The organism is Bacillus sp. 22190 (assembly GCF_052045575.1).
Lineage (GTDB): Bacteria > Bacillota > Bacilli > Bacillales > Bacillaceae > Bacillus > Bacillus altitudinis.
Window position 1 is genome coordinate 25,309 of sequence record NZ_JBQEPF010000004.1, and the last position, 24,737, is coordinate 50,045.

The 24,737-nt window shown below is 40.7% G+C and carries 23 protein-coding genes; 17 read left to right on the forward strand and 6 right to left on the reverse strand.

Annotated elements, in window-relative coordinates:
* The first annotated feature begins 18 nt into the window (after positions 1 to 18).
* From trmL to ACTJKA_RS06710, 7 genes are all read left to right on the forward strand, one after another.
* Complete coding sequence (gene trmL / locus ACTJKA_RS06680; protein ID WP_003211950.1) at positions 19 to 492, forward strand: tRNA (uridine(34)/cytosine(34)/5-carboxymethylaminomethyluridine(34)-2'-O)-methyltransferase TrmL; 474 nt, start codon at positions 19 to 21, stop codon at positions 490 to 492.
* A 442-nt stretch (positions 493 to 934) separates the two neighbouring features.
* Positions 935 to 2,830 (forward strand): PrkA family serine protein kinase, encoded by a 1,896-nt coding sequence (locus tag ACTJKA_RS06685; protein WP_017360374.1) that lies wholly within the window; start codon positions 935 to 937, stop codon positions 2,828 to 2,830.
* Between the two features lie 140 nt (positions 2,831 to 2,970).
* Positions 2,971 to 4,134, forward strand: coding sequence for a sporulation protein YhbH (yhbH, locus tag ACTJKA_RS06690; protein WP_007497035.1), 1,164 nt, complete (start codon positions 2,971 to 2,973; stop codon positions 4,132 to 4,134).
* Positions 4,135 to 4,497: 363 nt separating this feature from the next.
* Positions 4,498 to 5,130 (forward strand): HlyD family efflux transporter periplasmic adaptor subunit, encoded by a 633-nt coding sequence (locus ACTJKA_RS06695; RefSeq protein WP_007497037.1) that lies wholly within the window; start codon positions 4,498 to 4,500, stop codon positions 5,128 to 5,130.
* 39 nt (positions 5,131 to 5,169) lie between these two features.
* A complete protein-coding gene (locus tag ACTJKA_RS06700; RefSeq protein ID WP_017366903.1) occupies positions 5,170 to 6,789 on the forward strand; it encodes a DHA2 family efflux MFS transporter permease subunit in 1,620 nt (539 codons plus the stop codon).
* A 17-nt stretch (positions 6,790 to 6,806) separates the two neighbouring features.
* Positions 6,807 to 7,331, forward strand: coding sequence for an NAD(P)H-dependent oxidoreductase (locus ACTJKA_RS06705; RefSeq protein ID WP_008358701.1), 525 nt, complete (start codon positions 6,807 to 6,809; stop codon positions 7,329 to 7,331).
* Between the two features lie 13 nt (positions 7,332 to 7,344).
* A complete protein-coding gene (locus ACTJKA_RS06710) occupies positions 7,345 to 7,704 on the forward strand; it encodes a hypothetical protein (protein WP_268390537.1) in 360 nt (119 codons plus the stop codon).
* 113 nt (positions 7,705 to 7,817) lie between these two features.
* On the opposite strand, the gene cspB is transcribed toward ACTJKA_RS06710, so the two are convergent.
* Together cspB and ACTJKA_RS06720 are read right to left on the reverse strand one after the other, a co-directional pair.
* Complete coding sequence (gene cspB / locus ACTJKA_RS06715; protein ID WP_008349061.1) at positions 7,818 to 8,018, reverse strand: cold shock-like protein CspB; 201 nt, start codon at positions 8,016 to 8,018, stop codon at positions 7,818 to 7,820.
* 211 nt (positions 8,019 to 8,229) lie between these two features.
* Positions 8,230 to 9,321: a GGDEF domain-containing protein gene (locus tag ACTJKA_RS06720; protein WP_048003248.1), complete on the reverse strand. Its 1,092-nt coding sequence runs from the start codon at positions 9,319 to 9,321 to the stop codon at positions 8,230 to 8,232.
* A 94-nt stretch (positions 9,322 to 9,415) separates the two neighbouring features.
* On the opposite strand from ACTJKA_RS06720, the gene ACTJKA_RS06725 reads away from it, so the two are divergent.
* Positions 9,416 to 9,796: a hypothetical protein gene (locus tag ACTJKA_RS06725; protein WP_129548188.1), complete on the forward strand. Its 381-nt coding sequence runs from the start codon at positions 9,416 to 9,418 to the stop codon at positions 9,794 to 9,796.
* Between the two features lie 34 nt (positions 9,797 to 9,830).
* Here the strand turns inward: ACTJKA_RS06725 and ACTJKA_RS06730 are convergent, their stop codons facing one another.
* Positions 9,831 to 10,238, reverse strand: a complete 408-nt coding sequence (locus tag ACTJKA_RS06730; protein WP_440607661.1) for a spore coat protein — start codon at positions 10,236 to 10,238, stop codon at positions 9,831 to 9,833.
* Between the two features lie 153 nt (positions 10,239 to 10,391).
* On the opposite strand from ACTJKA_RS06730, the gene ACTJKA_RS06735 reads away from it, so the two are divergent.
* Together ACTJKA_RS06735 and ACTJKA_RS06740 are read left to right on the forward strand one after the other, a co-directional pair.
* Positions 10,392 to 10,898 (forward strand): YhcN/YlaJ family sporulation lipoprotein, encoded by a 507-nt coding sequence (locus ACTJKA_RS06735; protein ID WP_008349054.1) that lies wholly within the window; start codon positions 10,392 to 10,394, stop codon positions 10,896 to 10,898.
* 156 nt (positions 10,899 to 11,054) lie between these two features.
* A complete protein-coding gene (locus tag ACTJKA_RS06740) occupies positions 11,055 to 11,930 on the forward strand; it encodes a hypothetical protein (RefSeq protein WP_019743739.1) in 876 nt (291 codons plus the stop codon).
* Positions 11,931 to 11,958: 28 nt separating this feature from the next.
* Here ACTJKA_RS06740 and ACTJKA_RS06745 read toward each other — a convergent pair whose 3' ends face one another.
* Positions 11,959 to 12,603 (reverse strand): spore coat protein, encoded by a 645-nt coding sequence (locus ACTJKA_RS06745; protein WP_072368398.1) that lies wholly within the window; start codon positions 12,601 to 12,603, stop codon positions 11,959 to 11,961.
* Positions 12,604 to 12,747: 144 nt separating this feature from the next.
* Between ACTJKA_RS06745 and ACTJKA_RS06750 the strand changes: the two genes are divergently transcribed.
* The 3 genes from ACTJKA_RS06750 (at position 12,748) to ACTJKA_RS06760 (ending at position 19,698) form a co-directional block, all read left to right on the forward strand.
* Positions 12,748 to 16,110, forward strand: coding sequence for a CheR family methyltransferase (locus tag ACTJKA_RS06750; protein ID WP_089374177.1), 3,363 nt, complete (start codon positions 12,748 to 12,750; stop codon positions 16,108 to 16,110).
* 82 nt (positions 16,111 to 16,192) lie between these two features.
* The gene (locus ACTJKA_RS06755; protein ID WP_440607662.1) at positions 16,193 to 19,099 is read left to right on the forward strand and encodes a 5'-nucleotidase C-terminal domain-containing protein; all 2,907 of its coding nucleotides are present in this window, start codon (positions 16,193 to 16,195) and stop codon (positions 19,097 to 19,099) included.
* Positions 19,100 to 19,131: 32 nt separating this feature from the next.
* Complete coding sequence (locus ACTJKA_RS06760; RefSeq protein WP_025207002.1) at positions 19,132 to 19,698, forward strand: class D sortase; 567 nt, start codon at positions 19,132 to 19,134, stop codon at positions 19,696 to 19,698.
* A 34-nt stretch (positions 19,699 to 19,732) separates the two neighbouring features.
* Here ACTJKA_RS06760 and ACTJKA_RS06765 read toward each other — a convergent pair whose 3' ends face one another.
* Complete coding sequence (locus tag ACTJKA_RS06765) at positions 19,733 to 20,635, reverse strand: RluA family pseudouridine synthase (protein ID WP_098681055.1); 903 nt, start codon at positions 20,633 to 20,635, stop codon at positions 19,733 to 19,735.
* 108 nt (positions 20,636 to 20,743) lie between these two features.
* Here ACTJKA_RS06765 and ACTJKA_RS06770 point away from each other — a divergent pair, with 108 nt between their 5' ends.
* The 3 genes from ACTJKA_RS06770 (at position 20,744) to ACTJKA_RS06780 (ending at position 23,611) form a co-directional block, all read left to right on the forward strand.
* Complete coding sequence (locus ACTJKA_RS06770) at positions 20,744 to 21,085, forward strand: DUF5365 family protein (protein ID WP_322536322.1); 342 nt, start codon at positions 20,744 to 20,746, stop codon at positions 21,083 to 21,085.
* Positions 21,086 to 21,392: 307 nt separating this feature from the next.
* Positions 21,393 to 22,058: an HAD family hydrolase gene (locus ACTJKA_RS06775; RefSeq protein ID WP_072368402.1), complete on the forward strand. Its 666-nt coding sequence runs from the start codon at positions 21,393 to 21,395 to the stop codon at positions 22,056 to 22,058.
* Positions 22,059 to 22,072: 14 nt separating this feature from the next.
* Positions 22,073 to 23,611 (forward strand): bifunctional GNAT family N-acetyltransferase/carbon-nitrogen hydrolase family protein, encoded by a 1,539-nt coding sequence (locus ACTJKA_RS06780; protein WP_007497061.1) that lies wholly within the window; start codon positions 22,073 to 22,075, stop codon positions 23,609 to 23,611.
* A gap of 45 nt (positions 23,612 to 23,656) precedes the next feature.
* On the opposite strand, the gene ACTJKA_RS06785 is transcribed toward ACTJKA_RS06780, so the two are convergent.
* Positions 23,657 to 24,073, reverse strand: a complete 417-nt coding sequence (locus ACTJKA_RS06785; RefSeq protein ID WP_007497062.1) for a hypothetical protein — start codon at positions 24,071 to 24,073, stop codon at positions 23,657 to 23,659.
* 166 nt (positions 24,074 to 24,239) lie between these two features.
* Here ACTJKA_RS06785 and ACTJKA_RS06790 point away from each other — a divergent pair, with 166 nt between their 5' ends.
* Positions 24,240 to 24,656, forward strand: a complete 417-nt coding sequence (locus ACTJKA_RS06790) for a VOC family protein (protein WP_008349030.1) — start codon at positions 24,240 to 24,242, stop codon at positions 24,654 to 24,656.
* Positions 24,657 to 24,737 lie beyond the last annotated feature (81 nt).

The window sequence follows — 24,737 nt, forward strand, 5'->3', positions numbered from 1 at the left end:
AATTAGAGGTGAACTTTTTTGGGACTTCATGTCGTTTTATATCAACCAGAAATTCCAGCTAATACTGGAAATATTGCGCGAACATGTGCAGCAACAAATACAACACTTCATCTGATTCGTCCGCTTGGTTTTTCGACAGATGATAAAATGCTGAAGCGTGCAGGACTCGATTATTGGAAATATGCCAATGTCGTCTATCATGATTCATTAGATGAATTGTTTGAGGCTCATCCGAAGGGGCAATTTTTCTATATCACAAAGTTTGGGCAAAAGCCGCATACAACGTTCGATTACTCGCAGCTAGATGAAGACTACTTCTTTGTATTTGGCAGAGAGACGAGTGGATTGCCAAAAGATTTGATTGAACGGAATATGGATCGCTGTCTACGTTTACCAATGACAGAGCATGTTCGTTCACTGAATCTATCGAATACGGCAGCGATTCTTGTGTATGAGGCGCTTCGCCAGCAACAATACCGAGATTTGATATAAGAACATGATAAAAGCCGAGATCCCATCTCGCTTTCAGTGAATATGTAAGTGCTGAAAATATGAACGAAATGAAAAAGGATGTTCCGCTGATGGAACATCCTTTTTTTCATTTGCCAGGCTTGCCTTCGTAGCCAGCTGTGAAAATGGATACTAAAAACGTAATGATGACGCCCATCATAATGACCGTTCTCATATAAGCTCCCCCTTATCCCTTTGTTCCTTTGCTGCCGGTTTCATATGTTGCGAAGTTCGCCTTGAAAAGCAGGAGATGAAGATCATTTTTCTCCTGTTTTTCCTTTATTATGAAGGGTCTTGCGGATGGTTGTCAATTCAGTTTGCCAATTCGTCATTTTGAAGAACGAAAGCATGTAATAGGACGCCTCCGCATAGATTGTAAAACAGTATCTGATTTCTAGCTTCAATCTTGAAAGAGGAGGTTCATATGGATATTTTAAAGAAAATTGAACAGCACAGAGAAGAAGAGCAGCGACTGAAATGGGAAGGCACATTCAGCGAATATTTAGATATTATTAAAGAAAATCCACTTGTCGCTCAATCTGCTCATTCTCGCGTTTATCATATGATTAAGGACAGCGGGATTGAAGAGGAGAATGGGGTCAGAACCTACAAATTTTTTGATCAGGAGCTTTTTGGATTAGAGGAATCATTGGAAAGGCTAGTGGAAGAGTATTTTCACCCTGCGGCTAAACGTTTAGATGTCAGAAAGCGTATTTTATTGTTAATGGGTCCAGTCAGCGGCGGGAAATCGACGCTTGTCACAAGGCTGAAAAGAGGGCTGGAAGAGTATTCACTAACAGATCATGGCGCAGTCTATGCGATTAAAGGCTGCCCAATGCATGAAGATCCGCTTCATCTTATTCCGCAAAATCTGCGGGAGGATTTCTATAGAGAATACGGCATACGTGTGCAGGGGAATTTATCACCTTTGAACTTGATGAGGCTCGAAGAGGAATATGGCGGCCGCATTGAGGATGTGAGAGTGGAACGAATTTTTTTCTCAGAGGACAAACGGACCGGCATTGGTACCTTCAGCCCGTCTGATCCGAAATCTCAGGACATTGCCGACTTAACAGGAAGTATTGATTTTTCAACGATTGCTGAATTTGGTTCAGAGTCAGACCCGCGTGCGTACCGGTTTGATGGAGAGCTCAATAAAGCGAACCGTGGAATGATGGAATTTCAGGAGATGTTGAAGTGTGATGAGAAATTTCTATGGCATCTTCTTTCATTAACGCAGGAGGGAAATTTTAAGGCGGGGCGTTTTGCGTTGATTAGTGCGGATGAATTGATTGTTGCACATACGAATGAAACGGAGTACCGGTCATTTATTTCGAATAAAAAGAACGAGGCTTTACACTCAAGAATTATTGTGATGCCGATCCCTTATAATTTAAAGGTGACAGAGGAAGAACGTATTTATCATAAGATGATTTCAGAAAGTGATGTCTCAGATGTTCATATTGCACCGCATACGCTAAAGGTGGCTGCGATGTTCTCTATTTTGACAAGGCTGAAAGAGCCGAAGCGGTCTGATATCGATTTGGTGAAAAAAATGCGACTGTATGATGGGGAAAGTGTCGAAGGTTTCCAATCTGTTGATATTGATGAGATGAAAAAGGAATTTCATGACGAAGGAATGAGCGGAATTGACCCGAGATATGTCATTAACCGCATTTCATCCACCATTATTCGAAAGAACATGGAATCCATCAATGCACTGGATGTCCTCCGTTCCTTAAAAGAAGGACTCGATCAGCATCCATCGATCTCAAGTGAAGATCGGGAACGTTATTTGAATTTTATTTCTGTCGCACGAAAAGAGTATGACGATATGGCGAAGAAGGAAGTTCAAAAGGCATTTGTGTATTCCTATGAGGAGTCTGCGAAAACTCTCATGGATAATTACTTAGATAATGTTGAGGCGTACTGCAATAAAAACAAACTGCGTGATCCGTTAACAGGTGAAGAAATGAATCCTGACGAAAAGCTCATGCGTTCAATTGAGGAACAGATCGGCATTTCTGAAAACGCCAAAAAGGCATTCAGAGAAGAAATCCTCATTCGGATTTCAGCTTATGCGAGAAAGGGCAAACGCTTTGATTATAATTCTCATGAGAGGTTACGAGAAGCCATTCAGAAGAAGCTCTTTGCCGATTTGAAAGATGTCGTGAAAATTACGACATCGACAAAAACGCCGGATGAGCAGCAGTTGAAAAAGGTCAATGAAGTAGTGGCGCGATTGATTGATGAGCATGGCTATAATTCTACAAGTGCAAATGAACTCTTAAAATATGTAGGCAGTCTTCTGAATCGTTAATAAATGAAGGAGGCATTATTGGCGCAAACCAGCACCAGTAATGTCTTTTTTAAAAATCATCGTCATTTCGACGACGGCCAGCATACGATAATGGAATCGATGGGTACAAGAATTGTGCAAAAAGGTGAGGAGGGGGATGGATGTCCCGGCAAGAAAAAAGTCAGTTTATTGTGTCTCAGGAAGACTGGTCCCTCCATCGAAAAGGCTTTGATGACCAGCAGCGTCATCAGAAAAAAGTCAAAGAGGCGATTAAAAACAATTTGCCGGATCTTGTCACAGAGGAAAGCATCATCATGTCTAATGGCAAAGATGTGGTCAAAATTCCGATCCGTTCTTTAGATGAATATAAAATTCGGTACAACTATGATAAAAATAAGCATGTAGGTCAAGGAGATGGAGACAGCCAAGTTGGCGATGTGGTCGCTCGGGATGGATCTGACAGTAAGCAAGGGCAGGGAAAAGGTCAAGGTGCTGGAGATCAAGCCGGTGATGATTATTACGAAGCTGAAGTCTCATTAATGGATTTAGAGGAAGCGCTGTTTCGTGAGCTGGAGCTACCAAATCTTAAACAAAAGGAACTTGATGATATCGTTGTCGAGGAAATTGAGTTTAATGATATTCGCAAAACGGGGTTAACCGGTAATATCCATAAAAAACGCACAATGCTGTCAGCATTTAAACGAAATGCCATGACAGGAAGCCCTTCCTTTTATCCTATTTATCCAGAGGATATTAAGTATAAGACGTGGAATGAAGTCACCAAACCAGAATCAAAAGCGGTTGTCCTAGCGATGATGGATACGAGCGGAAGTATGGGGCTTTGGGAAAAATATATGGCGAGAAGCTTTTTCTTTTGGATGACACGTTTCTTGCGGACAAAGTATGAGACAGTCGAGATCGAATTCATTGCCCACCATACAGAGGCGAAGGTCGTAGATGAGGAGCACTTCTTTTCTCGGGGAGAGAGCGGGGGAACCATTTGTTCTTCTGTCTATCGAAAGGCACTAGAGCTCATAGACGAACGATATCCTCCGTCACGATATAATATTTATCCTTTCCATTTTTCTGATGGTGACAATTTGACCTCTGATAATGCACGGTGCGTGAAGCTCGTTTCTGAAATTATGAAAAAAGCCAATTTATTTTGTTATGGTGAAGTGAATCAATATAATCGGCATTCTACGTTAATGTCAGCATATAAACATATTCAGGATGAGAAATTTAAGCATTATATTTTGAAGCAAAAATCAGACGTTTTTCTCGCATTAAAAAAATTTTTTCAGCAGGAAGAAGTTCTTTCTTAAAGAGAACATTCAAAAAAACCTTTCAGCATAAGGGCTGAAAGGTTTTTTGTGTGGAGAAGGAAGGGATCACCAGAAAAAAAGTAAAACTTTCTCTTTGACATTTCAATTTTCATTTATTAATATTTAATCTTGTTAAATATAAGTTTTTCAAAAAAAGATGCCGATCGTCTTTTCTTCTTTTTCTGCTTTTTGCTCATAAGTGAACAATAAGTATAAATGGGCTGCACACCATTTTCAGCGGAGTAGAAAAAGGGGAAACAGGCAGCTCTATGAGCTTGTTTCATAATCTGTCAGATGATGGGCATTCTAAGTTTGCTAAAGCAGATGACACTATATTTTTATACATGAAAGGAGAAACAAAACATGAACAGAGGGCGTTTATTGCTAACGAATATTATTGGCCTTATTGTGATTCTTGCCATTATTGCCGGAGGTGCTTATTACTACTACGAAAGCACAAACTTCGTAAAAACAGATGAAGCAAAAGTGACAGGTGACATGTACCAAATTACAGCGCCAGCAGCTGGACAAATCAAAGGCTGGGACATCAATGAAGGTGACGAAGTGCAAAAAGACAGCACAGTTGCAAAAGTTGAAGGAGAAGCAAAAACAAACATTAAAGCAGTGGCTGATGGCACATTAGTCAAAAAAGAAGTACAAAACAACCAACAAGTGCAGCCTGGGACAGTTCTTGGTGAAACGATTGACCTAAGCAAGCTTTACATTACAGCGAATATTAAAGAAACAGACATTAAGAACATTGAAAAAGGCGACAAAGTGGACATCGTTGTAGACGGCGATCCTGATACAACATTTGAAGGAACAGTTGAACAAATTGGTTATGCAACAAACTCAACATTCAATATGCTGCCAGCAACAAACTCAAGTGGTAACTACACGAAAGTGACACAAAAAGTAGCAGTGAAAATTTCAATTAAAAATCCATCTGACAAAGTACTTCCAGGTATGAATGCTTCTGTCAAAATTTCATCTTAATGATGACTGATATCAAAAAATGAAAGGAGGTTGTCTGAGATGGCAAATCAACCTGCAGCGACAAAACAGGGAGCAGGCTCCTTGTCTTTACTGATCATTTTAATGGCCGGTTTGTTCGTAGCGATTTTAAACCAAACGCTTTTGAACGTAGCCATGCCCCATTTAATGACTGAATTTAATGTGAGTGCGACGACAATTCAGTGGCTTACAACAGGTTACATGCTTGTCAACGGTGTGCTCATTCCGTTATCTGCGTTTTTAATCACACGTTTTGGCCAGCGCAGCTTATTCCTCGTGGCGATGATTTCATTTACACTAGGGACTTTTATTTGCGGTATTGCGCCAAACTTTTCTACGATGCTGATTGGTCGTTTGATTCAGGCAGTCGGTGGCGGTATCTTACAGCCGCTCGTCATGACAACAATCCTTTTTATTTTCCCTCCAGAAAACAGAGGGAAAGGAATGGGGATTTTTGGTCTTGCGATGATGTTTGCGCCAGCTGTTGGACCAACGTTATCTGGTTATATTATTGAACACTATTCATGGCGTATTATGTTTTATGGACTTGTACCAATCGGTGCGATTGTCATTATCGCGGCTTTCTTTATGTTTAAAAATATTGTAGAGCCTAAAAAAATCAAGCTGGACAGCCTTGGTGCGATTCTGTCGATCGTTGGTTTTGCTTCGCTTCTATACGGAGTGAGCGAAGCGGGAAGCGATGGCTGGACAGATCCAATTGTTCTATCTACGATTATTGTTGGTGCGATTGCGATCATTCTCTTTATTTTCCAACAGCTAAAAGCGGATAATCCGATGCTTGATTTCCGCGTGTTTAAATACAGCATTTTCTCATTATCAAGTGTTATTAACATTATTATTACCGTTGCCTTATACACTGGGATGTTCTTACTTCCGATCTATTTGCAGAACCTCGTTGGGTTTACTGCACTGCAATCGGGGTTATTAATGCTTCCAGGGGCACTTGCGATGCTGATTATGTCTCCAATTTCAGGGATCTTGTTTGATAAATTTGGACCTCGTCCACTTGCCATTGTGGGGATGCTGATTACGGTTGTCACCACATACGAGTTTACAAGGCTAACGATTGATACATCTTATAGTCACATTGTGCTCATGTATGCAGTACGTGCCTTTGGTATGTCACTCTTAATGATGCCAGTCATGACTGCTGGGATGAACCAATTACCGCAGCATTTAAACAGTCATGGTACAGCGATGTCAAATACACTGAGACAAATCAGTGGTTCGATCGGTACGAGTTTGATCACGACGATTTATACAAATCGCACGACATTCCATTATTCCAATATGGCAGATCAAACGAATACAGCTGATCCGTTCTTTATGAATTCATTCCAGGCGGCTGTCTCTAATGTGATGCACCATATGGGCATGACAGCAGAAGCTGCTCAAAAATATGTGTCTACCCAGCTCTTTACGAAAGCACAAGTTGATTCAAATGTGATGGGCATCAATGATGCTTACATGTGGGTGACATTATTCTGTGCAGCTGGTGTGATTCTTAGCTTATTCCTGCGAGATGTACGTAAGGATAAAAAGCGAAAAGAAAAGCAGGATAAGAAACAAGAAATGACATTGCTTCCAGCACCTAAGGAAGCAAACCAAGATGCAAGATAAGTGTGGAGGGACCGTACATGAAAATTTATGTCGTATACGATAGTGAAGGTGACCATACAAAAGCACTTGCAGAAGCGATTGCAGCTGGCGCAGGTGAAACAGAGCAAGCTGAAGTGTTCATTGATCATGTGAAAGATGCGGATATCCGCAAGCTTGATCAAATGGATGCAATCATTTGGGGCTGCCCTGGTCACTTTGGTACCATTAGTTCTGGATTAAAGACATGGATTGACCGTCTTGGGTATTTATGGGCAGAAGGAAAACTCATCGATAAAGTCGGTGCCGTTTTCTGTACCACTGCGACAACACATGGCGGATTAGAAATGACGATGCACAATTTGATTACGCCGATGTTCCATCAAGGGATGCTTGTGGTCGGCCTTCCTGGAAATGTTCCAGAAAATGCGTTATACGGCTCTTATTATGGAGCAGGTGTGACGTGCCCGATTGATTCTGATGAAGTGATTTCTGCAGAAGGCATTGAGCTAGGGAAAGCATTAGGAAGACGTGTAGCATCAGTCACTGCGTCATTTAAGCGATAAGGAGAGGGTTCTTTTGGCGACGATTATTGTAGCGTTAGTAGCTGCTGTTCTAGTCATTATCGGATTAGTAGCGTTCAATGTCAGACACGCTTCGGCCGAGAAGGAAGAGATCAAAGAAGATGTATCGAATCATCCTGACGTGCCGCATAGCGGGCCAGAAGTTGCGGCGAGACCTGTAGAGCCTGAAGTGGAAGAAAAAGCGTCAGAGCCTTCTCAGACAGATGATGCTCCGTCAGGTGATGATTTCTATAGACAGGCGCTTCAAAAGTTTAAACAGCCAGAACCACCTGTCAAAGAAGAAGAACCAGAGACGAAAATGAATGATGATATGTATCGTTCTGCTTTACAGAAACTAAAGCAGAAGGACAAATAAAAAGAGAACCTCTCGTCAGGTTCTCTTTTTTATTACACAAAAAAACCGCCGGCATAAAAGCCGAGCGGTTTTCCTTCACTCTATAAAGTGCTAAAAGAGCAGATGCTCTTAAATTACGCTTTGTTAACGTTAGCAGCTTGTGGTCCACGGTTACCTTCAACGATTTCGAAAGAAACTGATTGACCTTCTTCTAAAGTTTTGAAGCCTTCGCCTTGGATAGCAGAGAAGTGAACGAATACATCGTCTTGACCTTCTACTTCGATGAATCCGAAACCTTTTTCAGAGTTGAACCATTTTACTTTACCTTCTAACATGAAATTTCCTCCTAAAGCGATCTTAACGCTTAAATTCACTATTCTTGCTCTTACACAAACTTCAAAGACGAAAACTCTTTCAAAACTTTCTTCTTAAAGATGATACGAACAAAAATAATTACCTTTACTTTACCAGTGTTTGCGGGAAAAAACAACTGTTATACGAAAACTTTTTTAAAAATAATTAGCGCTAACAAATTGAGGAAAAAGCCTATGTTAAGTGTTCTCTTTTTCGTCCAGAAAAGCTCACTTTGTTTCTGCCTGACTGCTTCGCTTTATAGAGCTCCTGATCTGCAATAATCGGTAATTGTTTCATGTTTTCACTTGTTCCTGCATCATAAGCACAGCCAATTGACACCGTAATGTGAATCGATGTTCCGTTTTGTAAATAAATTGGCTGATCCGCCATTTTTTTTCGTAAACGTTCCGCAATTTGCCATGTTTTTTCAACGGAACAATTCGGTAAAAGCACAGCAAATTCTTCACCGCCGATCCGCCCAATATAATCAGAGCTTCTTGTGTTCTTAATCAGCCTTGTTCCGATTTCTTTTAAAACGATATCTCCCTCATGATGTCCATACTGATCATTGATGGTTTTGAAATAATCGATGTCTAGGTAAATCAAGGACATTTGATGGATAGGTTGCTTTAAGTTCAGAGAAAAAGCATCACTTAATATCTCATCGAATTTCCGTTTATTTAAAACACCAGTTAAAAAGTCATAATGAGCTTGGAATTTATACAAATTTAACATCTGATACGCTTTTGTTTGATGCTCAATGACATAAAAGTTAAATAAACCGGCAATATACGAGAACATCCAATAGGCAGTATGCAGTTCAAACGATCTTTCATTGACGATGATGATAAATAAAATCGTCGCTATGACGTTGCTCATGGTAATAGATAACAGCATTTTTACGACGTGATTGATATGACGCTCAGCAATTAAAAAGGAAGCTGTGGCGATAAATATCATGGAAAAAATATTAATGAAAGAAGCGACATTGGCTTCAATTAATAATCGGCCAATAATGATCACACAGGCTGCAATGAACGTTTGTGCAATGCCTCCATAAAATGCCGTTAAAATAAGGGGGATATGTCTTAAATCGATGATGGCTGGTCCTGCTTTAATAGAGAAAAACATTAAGAGGACACCGAGTAACCCAGAAATCATTCCTTTAAAAATTTGTCTGAGCAGGGTGTCTTCCTTTTTTAAAAAATTTTCTTTAAACACAAGCATCAATAAATAATGGAAAGTGACAAGAATTGTTAAATTAATAAAGAGGTCTCTTAGCAAAATAAAATCACCTTTTTAAAATTACTAAAATTTGTTGCAAAAGAAAAGAGGAAACAAGATAATTAATAAAAATTTCACTTATGAGGGGTTTAAAATGAGGAGAAAACAATTTCCAGATCGAACGGACTGGCTTTCTTTTTTTGAGACGTGGCCTGATGAAGGATTTGAACGAGATATGCCCATTGAATATCAAGATCTAACGTTTCGGTTTGAGAATGAGGAAGAGCGATTTGTGGTGACGATGTCTCTTGGAGTACAAGAATTTTCTTTGAAGGCTGTTCGAAAAATGGACGCATCTGTTTTAGGAGTATATGCCTTTAAAACTGTGCGACATGTAGAAATAAAAAAGGATCGGCAGCATGAAAAAGAGCTGTTGATACTATTAGATGGTGTGGAACGGTTTGTTATCACGATCGAAATCACCTTCTTGCCTTCCTTCTGCATCATGGTGAAAGAGCATTTTTCAGGAGAATAAACAGGAGCCTTCTGAAAAAAGGCTCCTGTTTTAGTTATTTGTGCTCGATGTCATTGAGCACTTGCTGAATGGATTCATCATCCATTACATTCATGACACTTTCATCAATGTGAAGAGACTGGGCGTAAGACTCTCTCGGCGGCTGATGAGTTTGGTATGTTTTTGATGATGTTTGATGCTGGCTTGTTTCATTAGGCTGGACAGCGCTGAATGCCTGCTTGATCATTTGTCCTACTTCTTTTGAGTCTTTACGTGAATGCGACTGGGGCTCATGACGAGATGACTCATGCTGGTGTTGATCTTTGCCTTTCATCATTGAGGACAAATTCATTTGAGTCATGCTGCTAAGTCTTCTCCGTAATAGTGGTGAAAATAATGCAATGATGGCTGTTGATGCTGCGATCATTACACCAGTACTCATACCTTTTCTCTTTTTAAACAAACGAATCCCTCCATTTGATCGTGATGATACTTCTTCATCATGTTTAGGATGACCAATCAAGGCCGATTTATGAATTCATTGCTGAAATAGAGGATGTGTGCATAAAAAGTCTGCTGGATGAAAAACCTATGAGCAAAAGGAGGGAATCAATTGATGAATAAGAAATGGATGCTATCTTTATTACTCGTTCCAACATTGATCACTGCTGGGTGTGGAATGAACAACCAAGGCGATGAACGAAGAGGAACAATGAAACGACAGTACGAAAATGTCACATATAAGAACGACAACATGAGACAGGATCAACCAAATGTACAAACACCTCAGAAGGTGAAAGTGGCAGATAAGGCATCAGAGCTTGTTGCCAACATGTCTGAAGTGAAAACAGCGAACGTACTTGTCACAGGGAAAAATGCATTTGTTGCTGTCGTGCTTGAAGGCAATAAAAGCGGAGATGTAACAGACGATTTGAAAAAGAAAATTTCTGACAAAGTCAAATCGACGGATCAACAAATTGATAATGTGTATGTATCTGCTAATCCAGACTTTGTCGATCGTATGGCAGGGTACGGAAAACGTATTAGAAGTGGAGAACCAATTTCAGGATTCTTCGACGAGTTTACTGAAACGGTTCGACGTGTCTTCCCTGAATCAAAATAGCTACGACAAAAGCCGTATGTCATATGCGGCTTTTTTGTTTGGAACCGCACCTTGCGCACCTGACTGCATAAAGTAAAAAATATATCACCTCTTGTTGATCTTTGTTTTTTCATAGAAAGAGAAAGAGGTTGCAGGATGAATTCAGGTGGGGAGTAAATGAAAGCAAAACCGTCATTAATTCATAAAAAACTTGTAAGCGGAATGATTGCAGCAGGTTTGATTTTTTATGCGTTCACTGCGTACTTGATTTATGTAGCGTTCCAGCTGGCAGGGCAATATCTAGAGGAGCATTCTTCGCCTAAAACGGTCTTAACGGAAGGACTCAATAAGCAAGTCTATGAACATATTCGAATCTACTATGCAGAGGATGAGGGCGCCTTTGTCGATCTGACCATAGAAGCGCTTGAGCAGGCAAAGAAGAGAACGATGTCAGTGTTTCAGTATGAAGCTGATAAACCGTTAGATATCATTTATTTTGATGATAAAGAGACGATTGAGCAATTTGCTGGCATCAAGCATATTACAGGTTTTTATTCTGATGTTGATCATATGATTGGATTATACCCAGATAAACGGGAAGAATTGTTGAAGAAAGAGACACTGCCTTTATACTTTTTCAACACGTTATTCATTCATGAGTATGCCCATTTTGTTTTCTATGAAAAGGTGCATGCATACAATGTATCTCCAGTCGTCTTTCCCCTTTGGTTCCATGAAGGAACAGCAGAATGGACGGCCTATGATGTGCTGAATGCCACGTCTGAACGGTTTGACGTCATTCCTTTTAAATCTCTTTATTCTGATCAAGACTGGCAAGAATCTCGCACGACGTATGAGACAGATGTTTATTTACAAAGCTACTATATGATCTATGAGCTTGTGCAGCTTTATGGACGAGATGTCATACATGAGATCATGGAGGAAACGGCGAAAACTAGTCGTTTTGATAGAGGGTTTGAACAAGCGACAGGACAACGTCTCACAGATTTTGAAGAGCAATTTAAACTGAAATATCAAAGAAAAAACGGCTGACCTGAAAATCGGGTAGCCGTTTTTTTGTTTAATGAAGCGGTTTTTGCTGATTGGCTTTGCTTGGCGGCATCTGCACCTGTCCCTGCATAGGGGCAAATGTAGACGTCATCGCCTGCATATCTTGCGCTGTAAGCTGCGGAACTTGATAATAGCTATGTTTGTTTTGATATAAGAAAATTTCATACGCCATTTCAATAAAGTTCGGGATTTGCGCTGCAAGCACACGTCGTACCACAGGGTTTGTGACCTCTAATGCAGTCATTGAGAGTAATCCAGCATGAGATTTCACGAGACCAAGCATATGCCCTGTAATTCCCGCATCTTTTACATCCTGTAATGATTGATTTGGCTTCTTAGGCTGAGATGGTTTTATTCCGTATGTCACCTGTGTCTGTTCGTTCATCATATAAGTAGATGTTTCTTCACTAGGCTTTTGACCAGTAGAAAAGCAATCTACCGTGACGTTGTACTGGGACAATACAAATTGATATTGTCGATCTAACATGTCGGATAATGCGGGATCTTGGATAAATTGCCGAAAGATCATGTATTGATCCAAAATATTAATGGTCCCTGCTAATACCTCATGTAAATCAAATAACTCATGCCCGCCATGATTGAATTGGGGCTGCTGGGCATGTCCTTGAACATTTGTCTGCTGATCGTTTTGCATAAAGAATCCTCCTTCTGTTTATACAGTCTGTTTTAATGTGAGGAAGTTTTCCTCCTTTCATGCAAAAAACATTATTTACAATTAGAGGGTTTTCTTCCTTTTTGTCGAAAAAATGTATCAGACGAATGAACATGGGGGTACCAGATGCAGGACAAAATCATTAATCGTTTGATAGAAGACGAACATGTGCAGGCACCAGTGATTGGCATCGGTGTTTCGCCGTTTGAACAGCATCATCTTGAGGCTTTTTTTCAATCATTTCCGCATGAATTAAATGCCTCTTTTATTGTTGTGCAAAATCATGTGACAGGCGATTGTGTAACTGATTTGGAAGCACTTGTTTTACCGATTGGCTACCGGGCAAAGCCGATTAAGCATGGTGAGAAAGTCATGAAAAATACGATTTATGTTTGTCCGCAGCATGCAGCTGTGACATTGACAGAAGACAAACGGCTACACATAACAGAGCAGCATCCTACAAACAAGGCGTGTGCTGTAAATTCGTTGTTTCAGTCACTTGCCAATGTGCAAAAGGAAGAGGCCTATGCGATCTTTTTTCAAAAAGGCTATTGTGTAGGAAGTGGTTTGCTTCAAATCGTTGAGCAAGGCGGTACAGCTATATCGTGCAGTGAGACAAATAGGGGGTTTGATCGTATGTATCATCAAACATTTCAAGACCCTTCTGCACTTGCGTCATATATAGCCAACATCATCAACGTTCCGCATACAGATGTTGCAGACCCTGTTTTGATCAGAATCATTGAACGTCTTGAAATGCATAAAGGAATTGCATTTTCAACCTATGAGAAGCGCAGACTGCTCTCTGTCATTCAAAAAAGAATGAGGAGTGCGAACCAATCGATCTCCTTATTGTCCGAGTACGATCGTTTATTAGAGAGAGAACCAGATGAGCTTGATCGCCTGCATGTACAGCTTTTAAGCGGCACGACTTCCTTTTTTAGAGATATGGAAGCCTTTCGAGTATGTGAACATCACATCATTCCGTCGATCATTGAAAACACAATGAAAAATGGGAAATCTCGATGCCGCATTTGGATTGCAGGATGTTCTACAGGTGAAGAAGCCTATTCTTTTGCGATGTTATTTTTAGAAGAAATGAAACGAAGACAAGTGTCCATTGAACTTCAAGTGTTTGCAACAGACATCAACCGGAAAGCCATCCAAAGTGCAAGCAAAGGTGTTTATTCGCTTGAGTCTATGGCACGGATGCCAGAAAAATGGAGGGCGCGATATTTCGAAAAAAAAGGTGACGCTTTTATTGTGAAGCAGTCGCTTAGAAAACATATTGTCTTTGCTCCTCACAATTTATTGATCGATTCACCTTTTATCCACCTCGATTTTATCAGTTGCCGAAATGTTCTGATGTACTTCCAGCCAGAAGTACAAAAACGAGTCTTATCTCGATTCCAATATGCACTAAAGGATCAAGGGATGTTGATATTAGGACCGAATGAAAAGGTACCCAATATCCCTCGTTTATTTCATTTGTTAAATGAAAAGTGGAACATTTACACCCACTCAAACGTTCCTAAATACAATGTAGGTCATACGGAGTTAAAAAAACGAGCTGTCCAATATATGAAAGAAGTAGAGCAGGAGTATGATGCATGTTTCATCATAGACGATTGCGAGAAAATCCTCGCGATATCAAACGGTGCCTATTCTTTCTTAGCGCATGCAGAAGTCTCAGATGAATTATGTGAATATGTAACCCCTGATTATATGAAAGAGATACTAAGTCAAAGCTTTCAAAAGGTATGGACTGAAGAGACTGAGGTTGTTTTTCAACATGTCCTCATTTCGGAAAATGGCAGAAAGCAGTATGCAGATTTTACAGTGAAACATTTTGATCGCCGTTTTAAAGGAGTATACGTCATTCTCATTCGGAAGAGTGAGAGAGGAAAAAATCAAAAGAACGGCAGGGACAAAGGGATGTTAGAGCAGAATTCGGTTTATCAACAGCGAATTGTCGATTTAGAAAACGAGCTCAATGAGGTCAAACAAAAGGAGCAAGAAGCAAGGGCTCAATTAAAAGAAAAAAACAAGCAAATAGAAGTGCGCGAGAAAACAAACGAGCATTTTATTAATATCATAAACAACTTAAAGGTGACAAGAGAAGAACTGTACCGGCCGTCTGTGAAGCCAGAACTTGCCACGTTGTTTGTGGACCGGGAAATGAATATTCGCTATCACACTCCTACAGCTACCTCTTTATTCACTTCAGCTCAAACCCGGCACCAGCAAACGTTTCAGTCGATGGTGAAGAAGTTATCGAAGGAAATGCTCTATCATGATATTCAATCTGTCATTTCAGATAGGCGCGTAATCGAACGTGAAATTGAAACGAACGAAGGAGAACAATTCACGGTTCATATGACACCTTTCTATGATCAAGATCGCGAGGGAGCGGTGATGACCTGGATCAAAATGACCGAAATGACGAAATTGAAGCAGGCTCTTCATCTTGCGGTGACAGCACTTGATAACAGCCATATTCATATTGTGGTTGCAACGGGAGAAGGTGTTATTCAGTGTGTCAATCAGCGCTTTTGTCAGTTTGTACAGCAGCATGAATATGACTTGATCGGAAAAGATATTTTTTCTGTCTATTATGCGTTGTGTCAATGTGATGATCTAGTGAAACAATGGGACGTGTGTTTAAGAGAGGGCAGCTGGACAGGTGAGTTGTATTTTCAGGACTTATCAGGGCGTGAGCGATGGGAAAGAGTCTCTTTACACCGAATCGATGACCCTGACAAAATGCAGTCTACTGTCATGCGGATTTCGGAGGATATTACAAGTCAAAAACAGTCTGAGAAAATGCTGATGAAGTCTGAAATGCTGTCAGCAGTTGGACAGCTTGCAGCTGGTATTGCCCATGAGATACGTAACCCACTTACGTCGTTAAAAGGCTTTTTACAGCTAATGATTCAAAGTAAAAAGTATCAGAAGGATTATGCCGATGTGATGATGTCAGAGTTTAATCGGCTTGAGTCTATTATTAACGAATTCCTTGTGCTCTCTAGAAGCAAATCTGTTAAATTTGAACCGGTGAATGTGAACCTTCTCCTCGAAGAAGTCATTATGGTCGTTGAATCTCAGGCGGTCTTAAAAGGAGTGTCGATTCAAAAGAATTTGGCTCCCTCTTTGCCACATATTCAAGGCATTCCAAATGAACTGAAACAAGTGTTTCTTAACATTCTTAAAAATGGAATTGAAGCGATGGATGGAGTAACAGGTGTGATCCAAGTGACTTCATTATTGAAAAACGACCAAATGATGCTGATATTTGAAGACCAAGGAAAGGGCATACCAGAAGAGGAGATTGGGAAATTAGGCGAACCTTTTTACACAACGAAAGAAAAAGGAACGGGTCTTGGATTAATGATGACCATTAAGATTATTGAAAGTCATGGCGGTACCATTCGTTTTGAGAGCAAAAGCTTTGAAGGGACACGTGTGATTATTACGTTTCCAAGTAATTGAGATCAGTTTTACATGAAATCCATCCAGTCTCAATAATTGCTTTGTACAATAGAAGAGATGAAGTTCAAAGGGGAGAAATCTAATGAAACGTATACAATCCATTCGAATGGTCTGTTGTTTGATTTTGGTGATATTTAGTCTGCAATCTTTACTGCCTAGTATGATGACTGCTGAGGCGTTATCTTCTTCTGAGAAAAAGGAGACTTTATGGAAACAAACAAAGCCGATGAACATAAAAAAAGCCCGAAAACTGATAGGAGAAACGGTAACAGTGAGCGGAATCGTAACAGCAGATCAATCCGCTATAGGGAATGGGAAACTATCAACATATATTCAAGACAAAACAGCTGGTCTCAATATTTATTCTGCGCAGCCTAAGAATTTTCCAGAACTGAAAGCAGGCATGAAGGTCACGGTGACTGGCAAGGTGACGACTTATAAAGGGCTCGTTGAAATTGTACCAGATCAAGATCGTCTGAAGATAGATGCTGTGAATCAGCCATTGCCTTCGCCAAAGAAAGTTTCCATTAAACAATTGGAAGCGGATCAGGCAGGCAAATATGAAGGAAGATTAGTGAAGGTAAAAGGCTATGTAGAACAGGCGCCAGATCAGCCAGCTGGCGGTGGATACAATGTGGTCATCATCGATAAAAAATATCATAGTACAGTCCTTAGAGTCATGGTTGATACGGGTGCCATTGATCAAGTGAAGACCGGAAAATGGTATGAGTTTACTGGCGTTTTAAGCAGATATGATACGCTGCAAGTACTTCCAAGACACAAAACCGATGTCAAATTGCTGAAGAACCAGCCAAAGCCGCCAAAAATCAAAAAAGAATACGAGGCAACGGTAGATCGTGTTGTGGATGGAGATACCATTCATTTGAAGAAGCCTGTGCTCGGCACAACAAAGGTACGCTTCGTGAATATGGACACACCAGAAACCTACCACAAGCCCAAAAATGAATTAGATCAAAACCAGCTGCGCTTTGGACAAAAAGCGACGGATTATTTAAAAACGCTTCTTTCAAGCGGTGATCGAGTCACATTAAAGATTGGCCCGGAAGCAAAGGATGGATATGGACGTCTTTTAGCTCAAGTCAAAACCAAAAAAGGGCTGAATACGAACCTAGAGCTTGTGAAAAAAGGGTATGCCCCTACTTATTTCATCTGGCCTGTTGGAGATGAAAAAGAGTATCGGATGTTCCAGCAAGCAGTGAAAGATGCCAAGAAAAAAGGGCTTGGTATTTGGAATAAAGAAGATCCTCTGCTAGAACAGCCGTTTGAATTTAGAGCACGCGAGCAGAAAAAAGGGCTCACGCGTTATGTGGGGGATTCATCTGCAAAAACCTACGTATCACCTGACAGCTGGAATGAGATCGATGTGGATAAACGTATCTTTTTTGCTTCTAAAGAAGAAGCAGAGCAGGCTGGATATCAGGCGTCAGAATCATCTAGTGAAGTTCCATTAACCATTTTAAGTATGAATGATTTGCATGGGAAAATTGATCAGCAATATGAGCTGGATGTAAAAGGTGATGGCAGTAAAGGAACATATGGACGGGTGGATTATGTGGCGGCTTATATAAAACAAAAGCAAGCTGCGCAAAAAAATACACTGACAGTTCATGCAGGAGATATGATAGGCGGAAGCTCGCCAATATCTTCTCTTTTACAAGATGAACCAACCGTTGAACTAATGGAGAACATCGGCTTTGATGTTGGGACAGTCGGCAACCATGAGTTTGATGAAGGTGTAGACGAACTATTACGAATCTTAAAAGGTGGAGATCACCCGAAAGGCACAAAAGGATACGATGGGCAGAATTTCCCGCTTGTTTGTGCAAACTGTGAATACAAGGATACTGGCAAACCACTTTTACCGGCCTATGAAATTATGGATGTCGAAGGAATCCCTGTGGCTTTTATCGGGGTTGTGACAACATCAGCGGCAGGAATGGTCATGCCAGAAGGAATTAAAGATATTCAATTTACTGATGAAGTCAAAGCTGTCAATGAAGCAGCGAAGGAATTAAAGCAAAAAGGGATTAAAGCGATCGCAGTTCTGGCTCATATGACCGCCTCTCAAAATGGTGATACCATTACTGGAGAAAGTGCAAGGCTTGCCAAAGAAGGTGATGACGAAATCGATGTCATTTTCGCTGGCCATAATCACGAAGTGGTCAATGGAGAGGTGAATGGAAAATTAATTGTCCAAGCCTTTGAATACGGAAAGGCAATTGGAGAAGTCAATGTCACACTTGACCGGAAAACAAAAGATATTGTCAAAAAGAGTGCAAACATCCAGTATGTAGACCAGGCTGGTATTGAAAAGGATCAGGAAGCAGCGGACATTTTAGCCCATTACGGAAAAGAAGTGGAGCCGATTATTAGTGAGGTTGTTGGAGAAGCTGGCGTCAAGATGGAAGGTGGCTATTCCAATGATGGTGATACACCACTTGGCAACCTCATTGCGGATGGCATGAGATATTCAATGAAAAGTGACTTTGCCATGATGAATGGCGGCGGTATCAGACAAAATCTCGAAAAAGGACCGATTACTTGGGGAGATCTCTTTAATATTCAGCCATTCGGAAATGTGTTAGTGAAGCTGGACATCAAGGGGAAAGATTTAGTTGATATCATTGAAGCTCAAATATCTCCTCAATTTGGACCGGATTATAGCATTTCAGGCTTTTCTTATTCGTACGATCCGTTAACATATAAAGTAGTCGACTTAAAACTGCCTGATGGTTCTTCCGTTGATTTCGATAAAACGTATACACTCACAGTGAACAACTTCATGGCGACTGCCACTGGAAGTAAGTATGCACCGATTGGGCGGCTAGGGAAAAATCCGGAAACAGGCCCAGAAGATTTAGAAGCAACGGTCGCTTTTGTAAAGAGCTTCGAGGGAGCTTCTATTGTGTATCAAAAAGAGGGCCGAATTCAACAAGCGAAACAAGAAGAAAAGGCAGCAGCAAGCTAAAGAATCATCAGCAAAGACAAAGGAGTTAACGCATGAAAAAATGGCTTGCAGTGATTGTCATGTCAGCGGGGATTGTGGTGCTTGGCTGGGGAATTTGGCAAATCGCTTCTACTCACTTACAAACAGCACATTCGTTAGAGGAAGCAAAGAAGGTCGTAGAAACTGATCAAGGGATGACAAAGGAAAAATTTTCACCTGAAATGGGGAAAGCCTCTGGCATCCTGACCATTCCGAAATTAAAAGCCGATTTGCCGATTGTTGAAGGGACAGATGCGGACGACCTTGCCAAAGGCGTCGGTCATTATAAAGGCAGTTATTACCCTGATCAAAATGGACAAATCGTTTTGTCGGGACACAGGGATACGGTCTTCCGCCGGACTGGTGAACTGGATATTGGGGATCAGCTGAAAATCACTGTACCGTATGGTGAGTTTGTTTATGAAATCACGCATACGAAAATTGTGGATCAGCATGATACATCCATTATTACCTTACAAAATAAAAAAGAAGAGCTTGTGTTAACCACATGCTATCCATTTCATTTTGTCGGCAACGCACCAGAGCGGTACATTATTTATGCGAAAAGAGCATCTGTCTAACGTCAAAAGAGCCTGTATGATCAGGCTCTTTTTTCTACATATTGTCCATTAATTCAGCCATATCAGGTGGGAGCGGTGCTTCTATCGTCAGCTTTTCACCTGTGAATGGATGGTTCATGTCTACTTGTTTGGCATGAAGGGCGCATCTGTTTATCAGGTCACGCTTCCCGCCATATAATGTATCGCCAGCTAAAGGATGCCCGAGACTGCTAAGATGGACCCGAATTTGATGCGTTCTGCCTGTTTCTAATCGCAGCTTAACGGCCGTCACCTGTAAACGTTTATTGAGATGGAAGACCTCATAATGAGTCTTGGCGCTTTGACCAGTAGGAGAAACCCTCCTTCTGACAGCATGGTGTTTATCACGTCCAATGGCTGCTTGGATCGTTCCTTTCTTTTTCTTAAACAGTCCTTGTGCGATGGCAAGATACGTTCTGTTAATTGCTTTTTTTGAAAGCATTTGATCGAGTACAGCATGTGCCAACCTGTGTTTGGCAAAAATGACGGTGCCACTTGTGTCTTGATCCAGCCTATGTATATGTCTGACCCGCTTTTCTTCTCCATTTGCTTGAAAATGGAAAGCGACTAGATTCGCCAGCGTACCTGTTTGTCCTTTTTCATTTGGATGCGTCGGTCTTCCAGCAGGCTTTTGGACAACTAATAAATGCTCGTCTTCAAAGAGTACCTCTAATTCACCGTATTCTGGCGTCACATCACTTTCTTCCGTCTCAAATAAATCAATGAGAATCTGATCACCTGTACTCACTTTTGCAGCATGGTGGGCAGGTTTTTGATTGAGACGGACTTTTTGGTGCTCCATCCAAAAATGGATAATCGGTTTAGAGGCAGACACTTCGTCTTTTAAAAATTGACTTAAGGAAATGCCATTTTGCTGCTCACCTACTTTTAGGGAGAGCGTGTGTCCTTTTATGATCATGATATTCGTCCTCTCTATGGGTATATATAGGAAACACTTACCTTAGCGAATGACTTTTTTTCTGTGCTATTCTGAATGGAGTAATAACGACAGAGAGGTAGATGCCACGTGAGATTAATGAAAGCTGCGACAGACCTTCAAGAGCAGGCAATTGAAGAAGTATCAAAGGAAATTGAAGATCTTTTATCCCATTCTGTCAATGGAGAAGAGCAGAAAAAACAACCCCCGCTTACTTTCATTGATGGTGTGTATAACGGGACAATGGATGATGCTTTTCGTATCTTATCAGGTCTTCAGCTATTACATACCATTATTTTAAAGCCGAAGCGACATATGACAAAACGAGATCGTGAGTTATTTGAACTCAACCGTGAACAAGTTAATGCGTGCGGCTTTTCTTTCCCGTTTGATTTAGATGATTTTGCAGGCCGTCACCTTCAAAATGCGTAAAAGTTGGTGTGAACTTCCTTGTTAACTTACAAGGTCGTCGCACATACTATTTTTAAGGGAACGGAGAAACCTTCAAGATCTGTAATACCAATTCCGCTCTTTTTCAACAATGTCTATTCTCCACGAATCGGAGCGCTTGGATCTCTTGCAGAAAGAATCGAACATGACAGGAGCCTGACAAAACGATGCAGGCTCCTTTTATACATAATCATTTTAGCAGACATTCATCTTTGAAAGTCAATTTTATTCACGATATGATAGCAGTATGGAAGATATTTCAGACTTTCGGAAAAAAGGAGTGGCCTCTTTGGTAAAGGCGATTATATTTGATTTTGATGGATTAATTTTAGATACAGAAACACATGAATATGAGGTTCTGCAGGAAATGTTTGCGGAGCATGAATCGGAGCTGCCTCTGTCTGTATGGGGAAATGTGATTGGAACGCAGGCAGGTTTTAAGCCTTTTGAATATTTGGAAGAGCAGTTAGGGAAGACATTAGATCATGAGGCGCTTACAGCGGACCGGCGTTCTCGTTTTCAAAAGAGAATGAAGGACGAAGCAGCAAGACCTGGTGTAGAAGCTTATTTAGAAGCGGCAAAGGAGCTTGGAATTAAGATTGGACTTGCTTCCAGCTCAGATTATAAATGGGTGTCTGATCACCTGAAACAAATTGGACTTTTCGATTACTTTGAATGTATCCGCACGTCAGACGATGTGGAAGAAGTGAAACCTCACCCAGAACTTTATTTGCAAACCGCACAATGCTTAGGCGTTGAGCCAAAAGATTGCGTGGCATTTGAGGACTCTGTGAATGGGTCAATCGCTGCCAAACGAGCGGGTATGAAATGTGTCATCGTGCCAAATAAAGTGACGAGCACACTGCAGTTTGAAGAATATGACGCGAGATTAGAATCCATGGCTGAAATCGAATTGCTCCAGCTATTCCATCAGCTTGAAAAAGAGGATCAGTAAGGGGGCAATACATCATGGCAGAAAAACTAGATTTAACGCGATTTGAAAAAAGAATGGTGATTCGAAATATTAGAGAAGAAGATATCGACCGAATCATCGCATTGCAAGAAGTATGCTTTCCAGGCATGGACCCTTGGAAAAAAGAGCACCTTGAAAGCCACCTTGAACATTTCCCAGAAGGTCAGTTCTGTGCGGAATTCGAGGGGGAAATTATCGGCTCATGTTCAAGTTTATTAATTAACTTTGATGAATACGATGATCGTCACACATGGCAGGACATCACAGATGATGGATATATCACAAACCATAATCCAGATGGGATGAATATGTACGGAATTGAAGTAATGGTCAGTCCTGAGTACCGCCGGATGAAAATCGGTCATCGTTTATACGAAGCAAGAAAAGACTTAGCGAGAAGATTAAATTTAAAAAGCATCATCATTGGCGGACGTATCCCGAATTATCATAAATATCAAGAGGAAATGACGCCTCGCCAATATGTAGAGCAAGTCATGCTGCACCAAATTTATGATCCTGTGCTATCTTTTCAGCTGTTAAATGAATTTAGCCTGATGCGGATCAATCCGAATTACTTGCCGGATGATAAAGCTTCCAGCACGTACGCAACGCTAATGGAATGGAATAATGTCGATTATCGCCCGCAATCGAAAAGATATTATAAATCGGCGTTCCCAGTGCGAATTTGTGTCATTCAATATGCAATGAAGCAAATTCATTCCTTCGAAGAGTTTATGAATCAAGTGGAGTATTACGTGGATGTGGCATCAGATGCGTCAGCTGACTTTGCCGTTTTCCCGGAAATCTTTACAACGCAACTTATGTCATATTTAGAAGAGAGATCACCAAGTCTAGCAGTGCAGCGGATCACAGAATATACCGAGGACTACATCAATTTGTTTACAGATCTCTCGGTCAAGTACAACATTAATATCATCGGTGGTTCTCATTTCGTTGAAGAGGAAGGGAAAATCTATAATATCGCCTATTTATTTAGACGTGATGGAACGATTGAAAAGCAATATAAGTTGCATATCACGCCGAATGAAAGAAAATGGTGGGGGATTTCAGCTGGTGACCAAGTCCGGGTATTTGATACGGACTGCGGTAAAATTGCGATCCAAATTTGCTACGATATTGAATTCCCTGAGCTTGCTCGAATTGCAGCTGACAAAGGAGCGAAAATTATTTTCACTCCATTCTGTACAGAAGACCGTCAAGGCTATTTACGAGTGCGTTATTGTGCGCAGGCGAGAGCGGTTGAAAATCAGATATATACGGTCATTTCTGGAACGGTCGGAAACCTTCCGCAAACAGAAAACATGGATGTCCAATATGCACAATCAGCCATCTTTGCACCATCTGATTTTGAATTCGCAAGAGATGGCATTGTAGGTGAGTGCAACCCGAATATTGAAATGGTAGTTGTCGGTGATGTCGACTTAGAAATATTAAGAAGGCAGCGTCAAGATGGGACGGTTCGTCAGCTGAAAGACCGAAGAAGAGACGTGTACCATATTGAATATAAGAAATAACCAAAACAAGCGCCCCGCAGTTATGCGAGGCGCTTTTCTGTATGTTTACATTTTCTTTAATGCCACTGTAGCAAAATGGGCAATGCTTTTGGCAGCTAAAAATGGAACGTCTGATTTAACAAGAGATTGATAAATCGTTTTTTCTACTTGTTTCCATGTAAGATCAGACTCTTCTAAAAGATTTTTTAAATCAGGTCCTACATGCTGGTTGAAAAACTGTTCAAATTGTTCACGTTTTTCTTGTCCGGCAATCACTTCTAATTTTTGTAGCCATTTTTCTTGTTTTTGGAAAGATTGTTCAATGTTTTGTTTAATGGTGTCTGTTGTTGAAGGAAGCTGAAAATCACTTTCTGCTGTCACCTGCTTCGTTTGAATAGATGCAGCATCAGCTGTCTGTGTAATAGGTGAAGCGAATAAAAGGACAGTGGTGGAGAGCATCAAAGATTTTGCGATTGTTTTCATTAAGAAAACCTCCTAGTTCATTTAGTATTGTGCACGAGATTTATTATACATTTTTGTTAAAATAAGGTAATGAGACTTACCGCTTATTTTTTCATGCGACAAAGGGATGCCAAATGAAAAGACGAATATACTGAATGGAAATGATGTTTTACAAAGGGAGAGGGATATGGGGCGACAATCTAAACATTTGTATATCAATTTGCCGGTTAAGCATGTAAATGAGTCAAAGGCTTTCTTTGAACAGCTGGGTTTTGACTTTCAACAAGAACTGACGAATGAACATGCTGCTTGTTTTGTGATGAATGAGACGATCACCGTCATGCTGTTATCACTTAAGCATTTCCAATCCATTTCAGAGAAGGAATTGGTAGATGCCAGAAATGGCGCAGAGGTCATTATCTCTTTACAGGTCGAGACGAGGGAAGAGGTTGATGAGCTTGTAGAGCGTGCGATCGCAGCTGGTGGTTCACCGTTTAAAGAAAAACAAGACCATGATTTCATGTATGGCTGGAGCTTTCAGGATCGTGATGGTCATTTATGGGAAGTGTTTTATATGGATGAGGAGAGAAGCGACCTTTCATAAGGGTGCTTCTTTTTAATTGATGATCAGTGGTATGATAAGAGGGTAAAAAAGAAGGAATTCATCTAGAGAAAAGTAGGTGCT

Coding starts and splice junctions, on each gene's coding strand:
- yhbH (WP_007497035.1), top strand. CDS start 2,971: ATGTCCCGGCAAGAAAAAAGTCAGTTTATTGTGTCTCAGGAAGACTGG.
- ACTJKA_RS06750 (WP_089374177.1), top strand. CDS start 12,748: ATGCAGGACAAAATCATTAATCGTTTGATAGAAGACGAACATGTGCAG.
- cspB (WP_008349061.1), bottom strand. CDS start 8,018: ATGTTAGAAGGTAAAGTAAAATGGTTCAACTCTGAAAAAGGTTTCGGA.
- ACTJKA_RS06785 (WP_007497062.1), bottom strand. CDS start 24,073: ATGAAAACAATCGCAAAATCTTTGATGCTCTCCACCACTGTCCTTTTA.
- ACTJKA_RS06760 (WP_025207002.1), top strand. CDS start 19,132: ATGAAAAAATGGCTTGCAGTGATTGTCATGTCAGCGGGGATTGTGGTG.
- ACTJKA_RS06780 (WP_007497061.1), top strand. CDS start 22,073: ATGGCAGAAAAACTAGATTTAACGCGATTTGAAAAAAGAATGGTGATT.
- ACTJKA_RS06685 (WP_017360374.1), top strand. CDS start 935: ATGGATATTTTAAAGAAAATTGAACAGCACAGAGAAGAAGAGCAGCGA.
- ACTJKA_RS06735 (WP_008349054.1), top strand. CDS start 10,392: ATGAATAAGAAATGGATGCTATCTTTATTACTCGTTCCAACATTGATC.
- ACTJKA_RS06725 (WP_129548188.1), top strand. CDS start 9,416: ATGAGGAGAAAACAATTTCCAGATCGAACGGACTGGCTTTCTTTTTTT.
- ACTJKA_RS06790 (WP_008349030.1), top strand. CDS start 24,240: ATGGGGCGACAATCTAAACATTTGTATATCAATTTGCCGGTTAAGCAT.
- ACTJKA_RS06705 (WP_008358701.1), top strand. CDS start 6,807: ATGAAAATTTATGTCGTATACGATAGTGAAGGTGACCATACAAAAGCA.
- ACTJKA_RS06700 (WP_017366903.1), top strand. CDS start 5,170: ATGGCAAATCAACCTGCAGCGACAAAACAGGGAGCAGGCTCCTTGTCT.
- ACTJKA_RS06695 (WP_007497037.1), top strand. CDS start 4,498: ATGAACAGAGGGCGTTTATTGCTAACGAATATTATTGGCCTTATTGTG.
- ACTJKA_RS06745 (WP_072368398.1), bottom strand. CDS start 12,603: ATGCAAAACGATCAGCAGACAAATGTTCAAGGACATGCCCAGCAGCCC.
- ACTJKA_RS06765 (WP_098681055.1), bottom strand. CDS start 20,635: ATGATCATAAAAGGACACACGCTCTCCCTAAAAGTAGGTGAGCAGCAA.
- ACTJKA_RS06755 (WP_440607662.1), top strand. CDS start 16,193: ATGAAACGTATACAATCCATTCGAATGGTCTGTTGTTTGATTTTGGTG.
- ACTJKA_RS06740 (WP_019743739.1), top strand. CDS start 11,055: ATGAAAGCAAAACCGTCATTAATTCATAAAAAACTTGTAAGCGGAATG.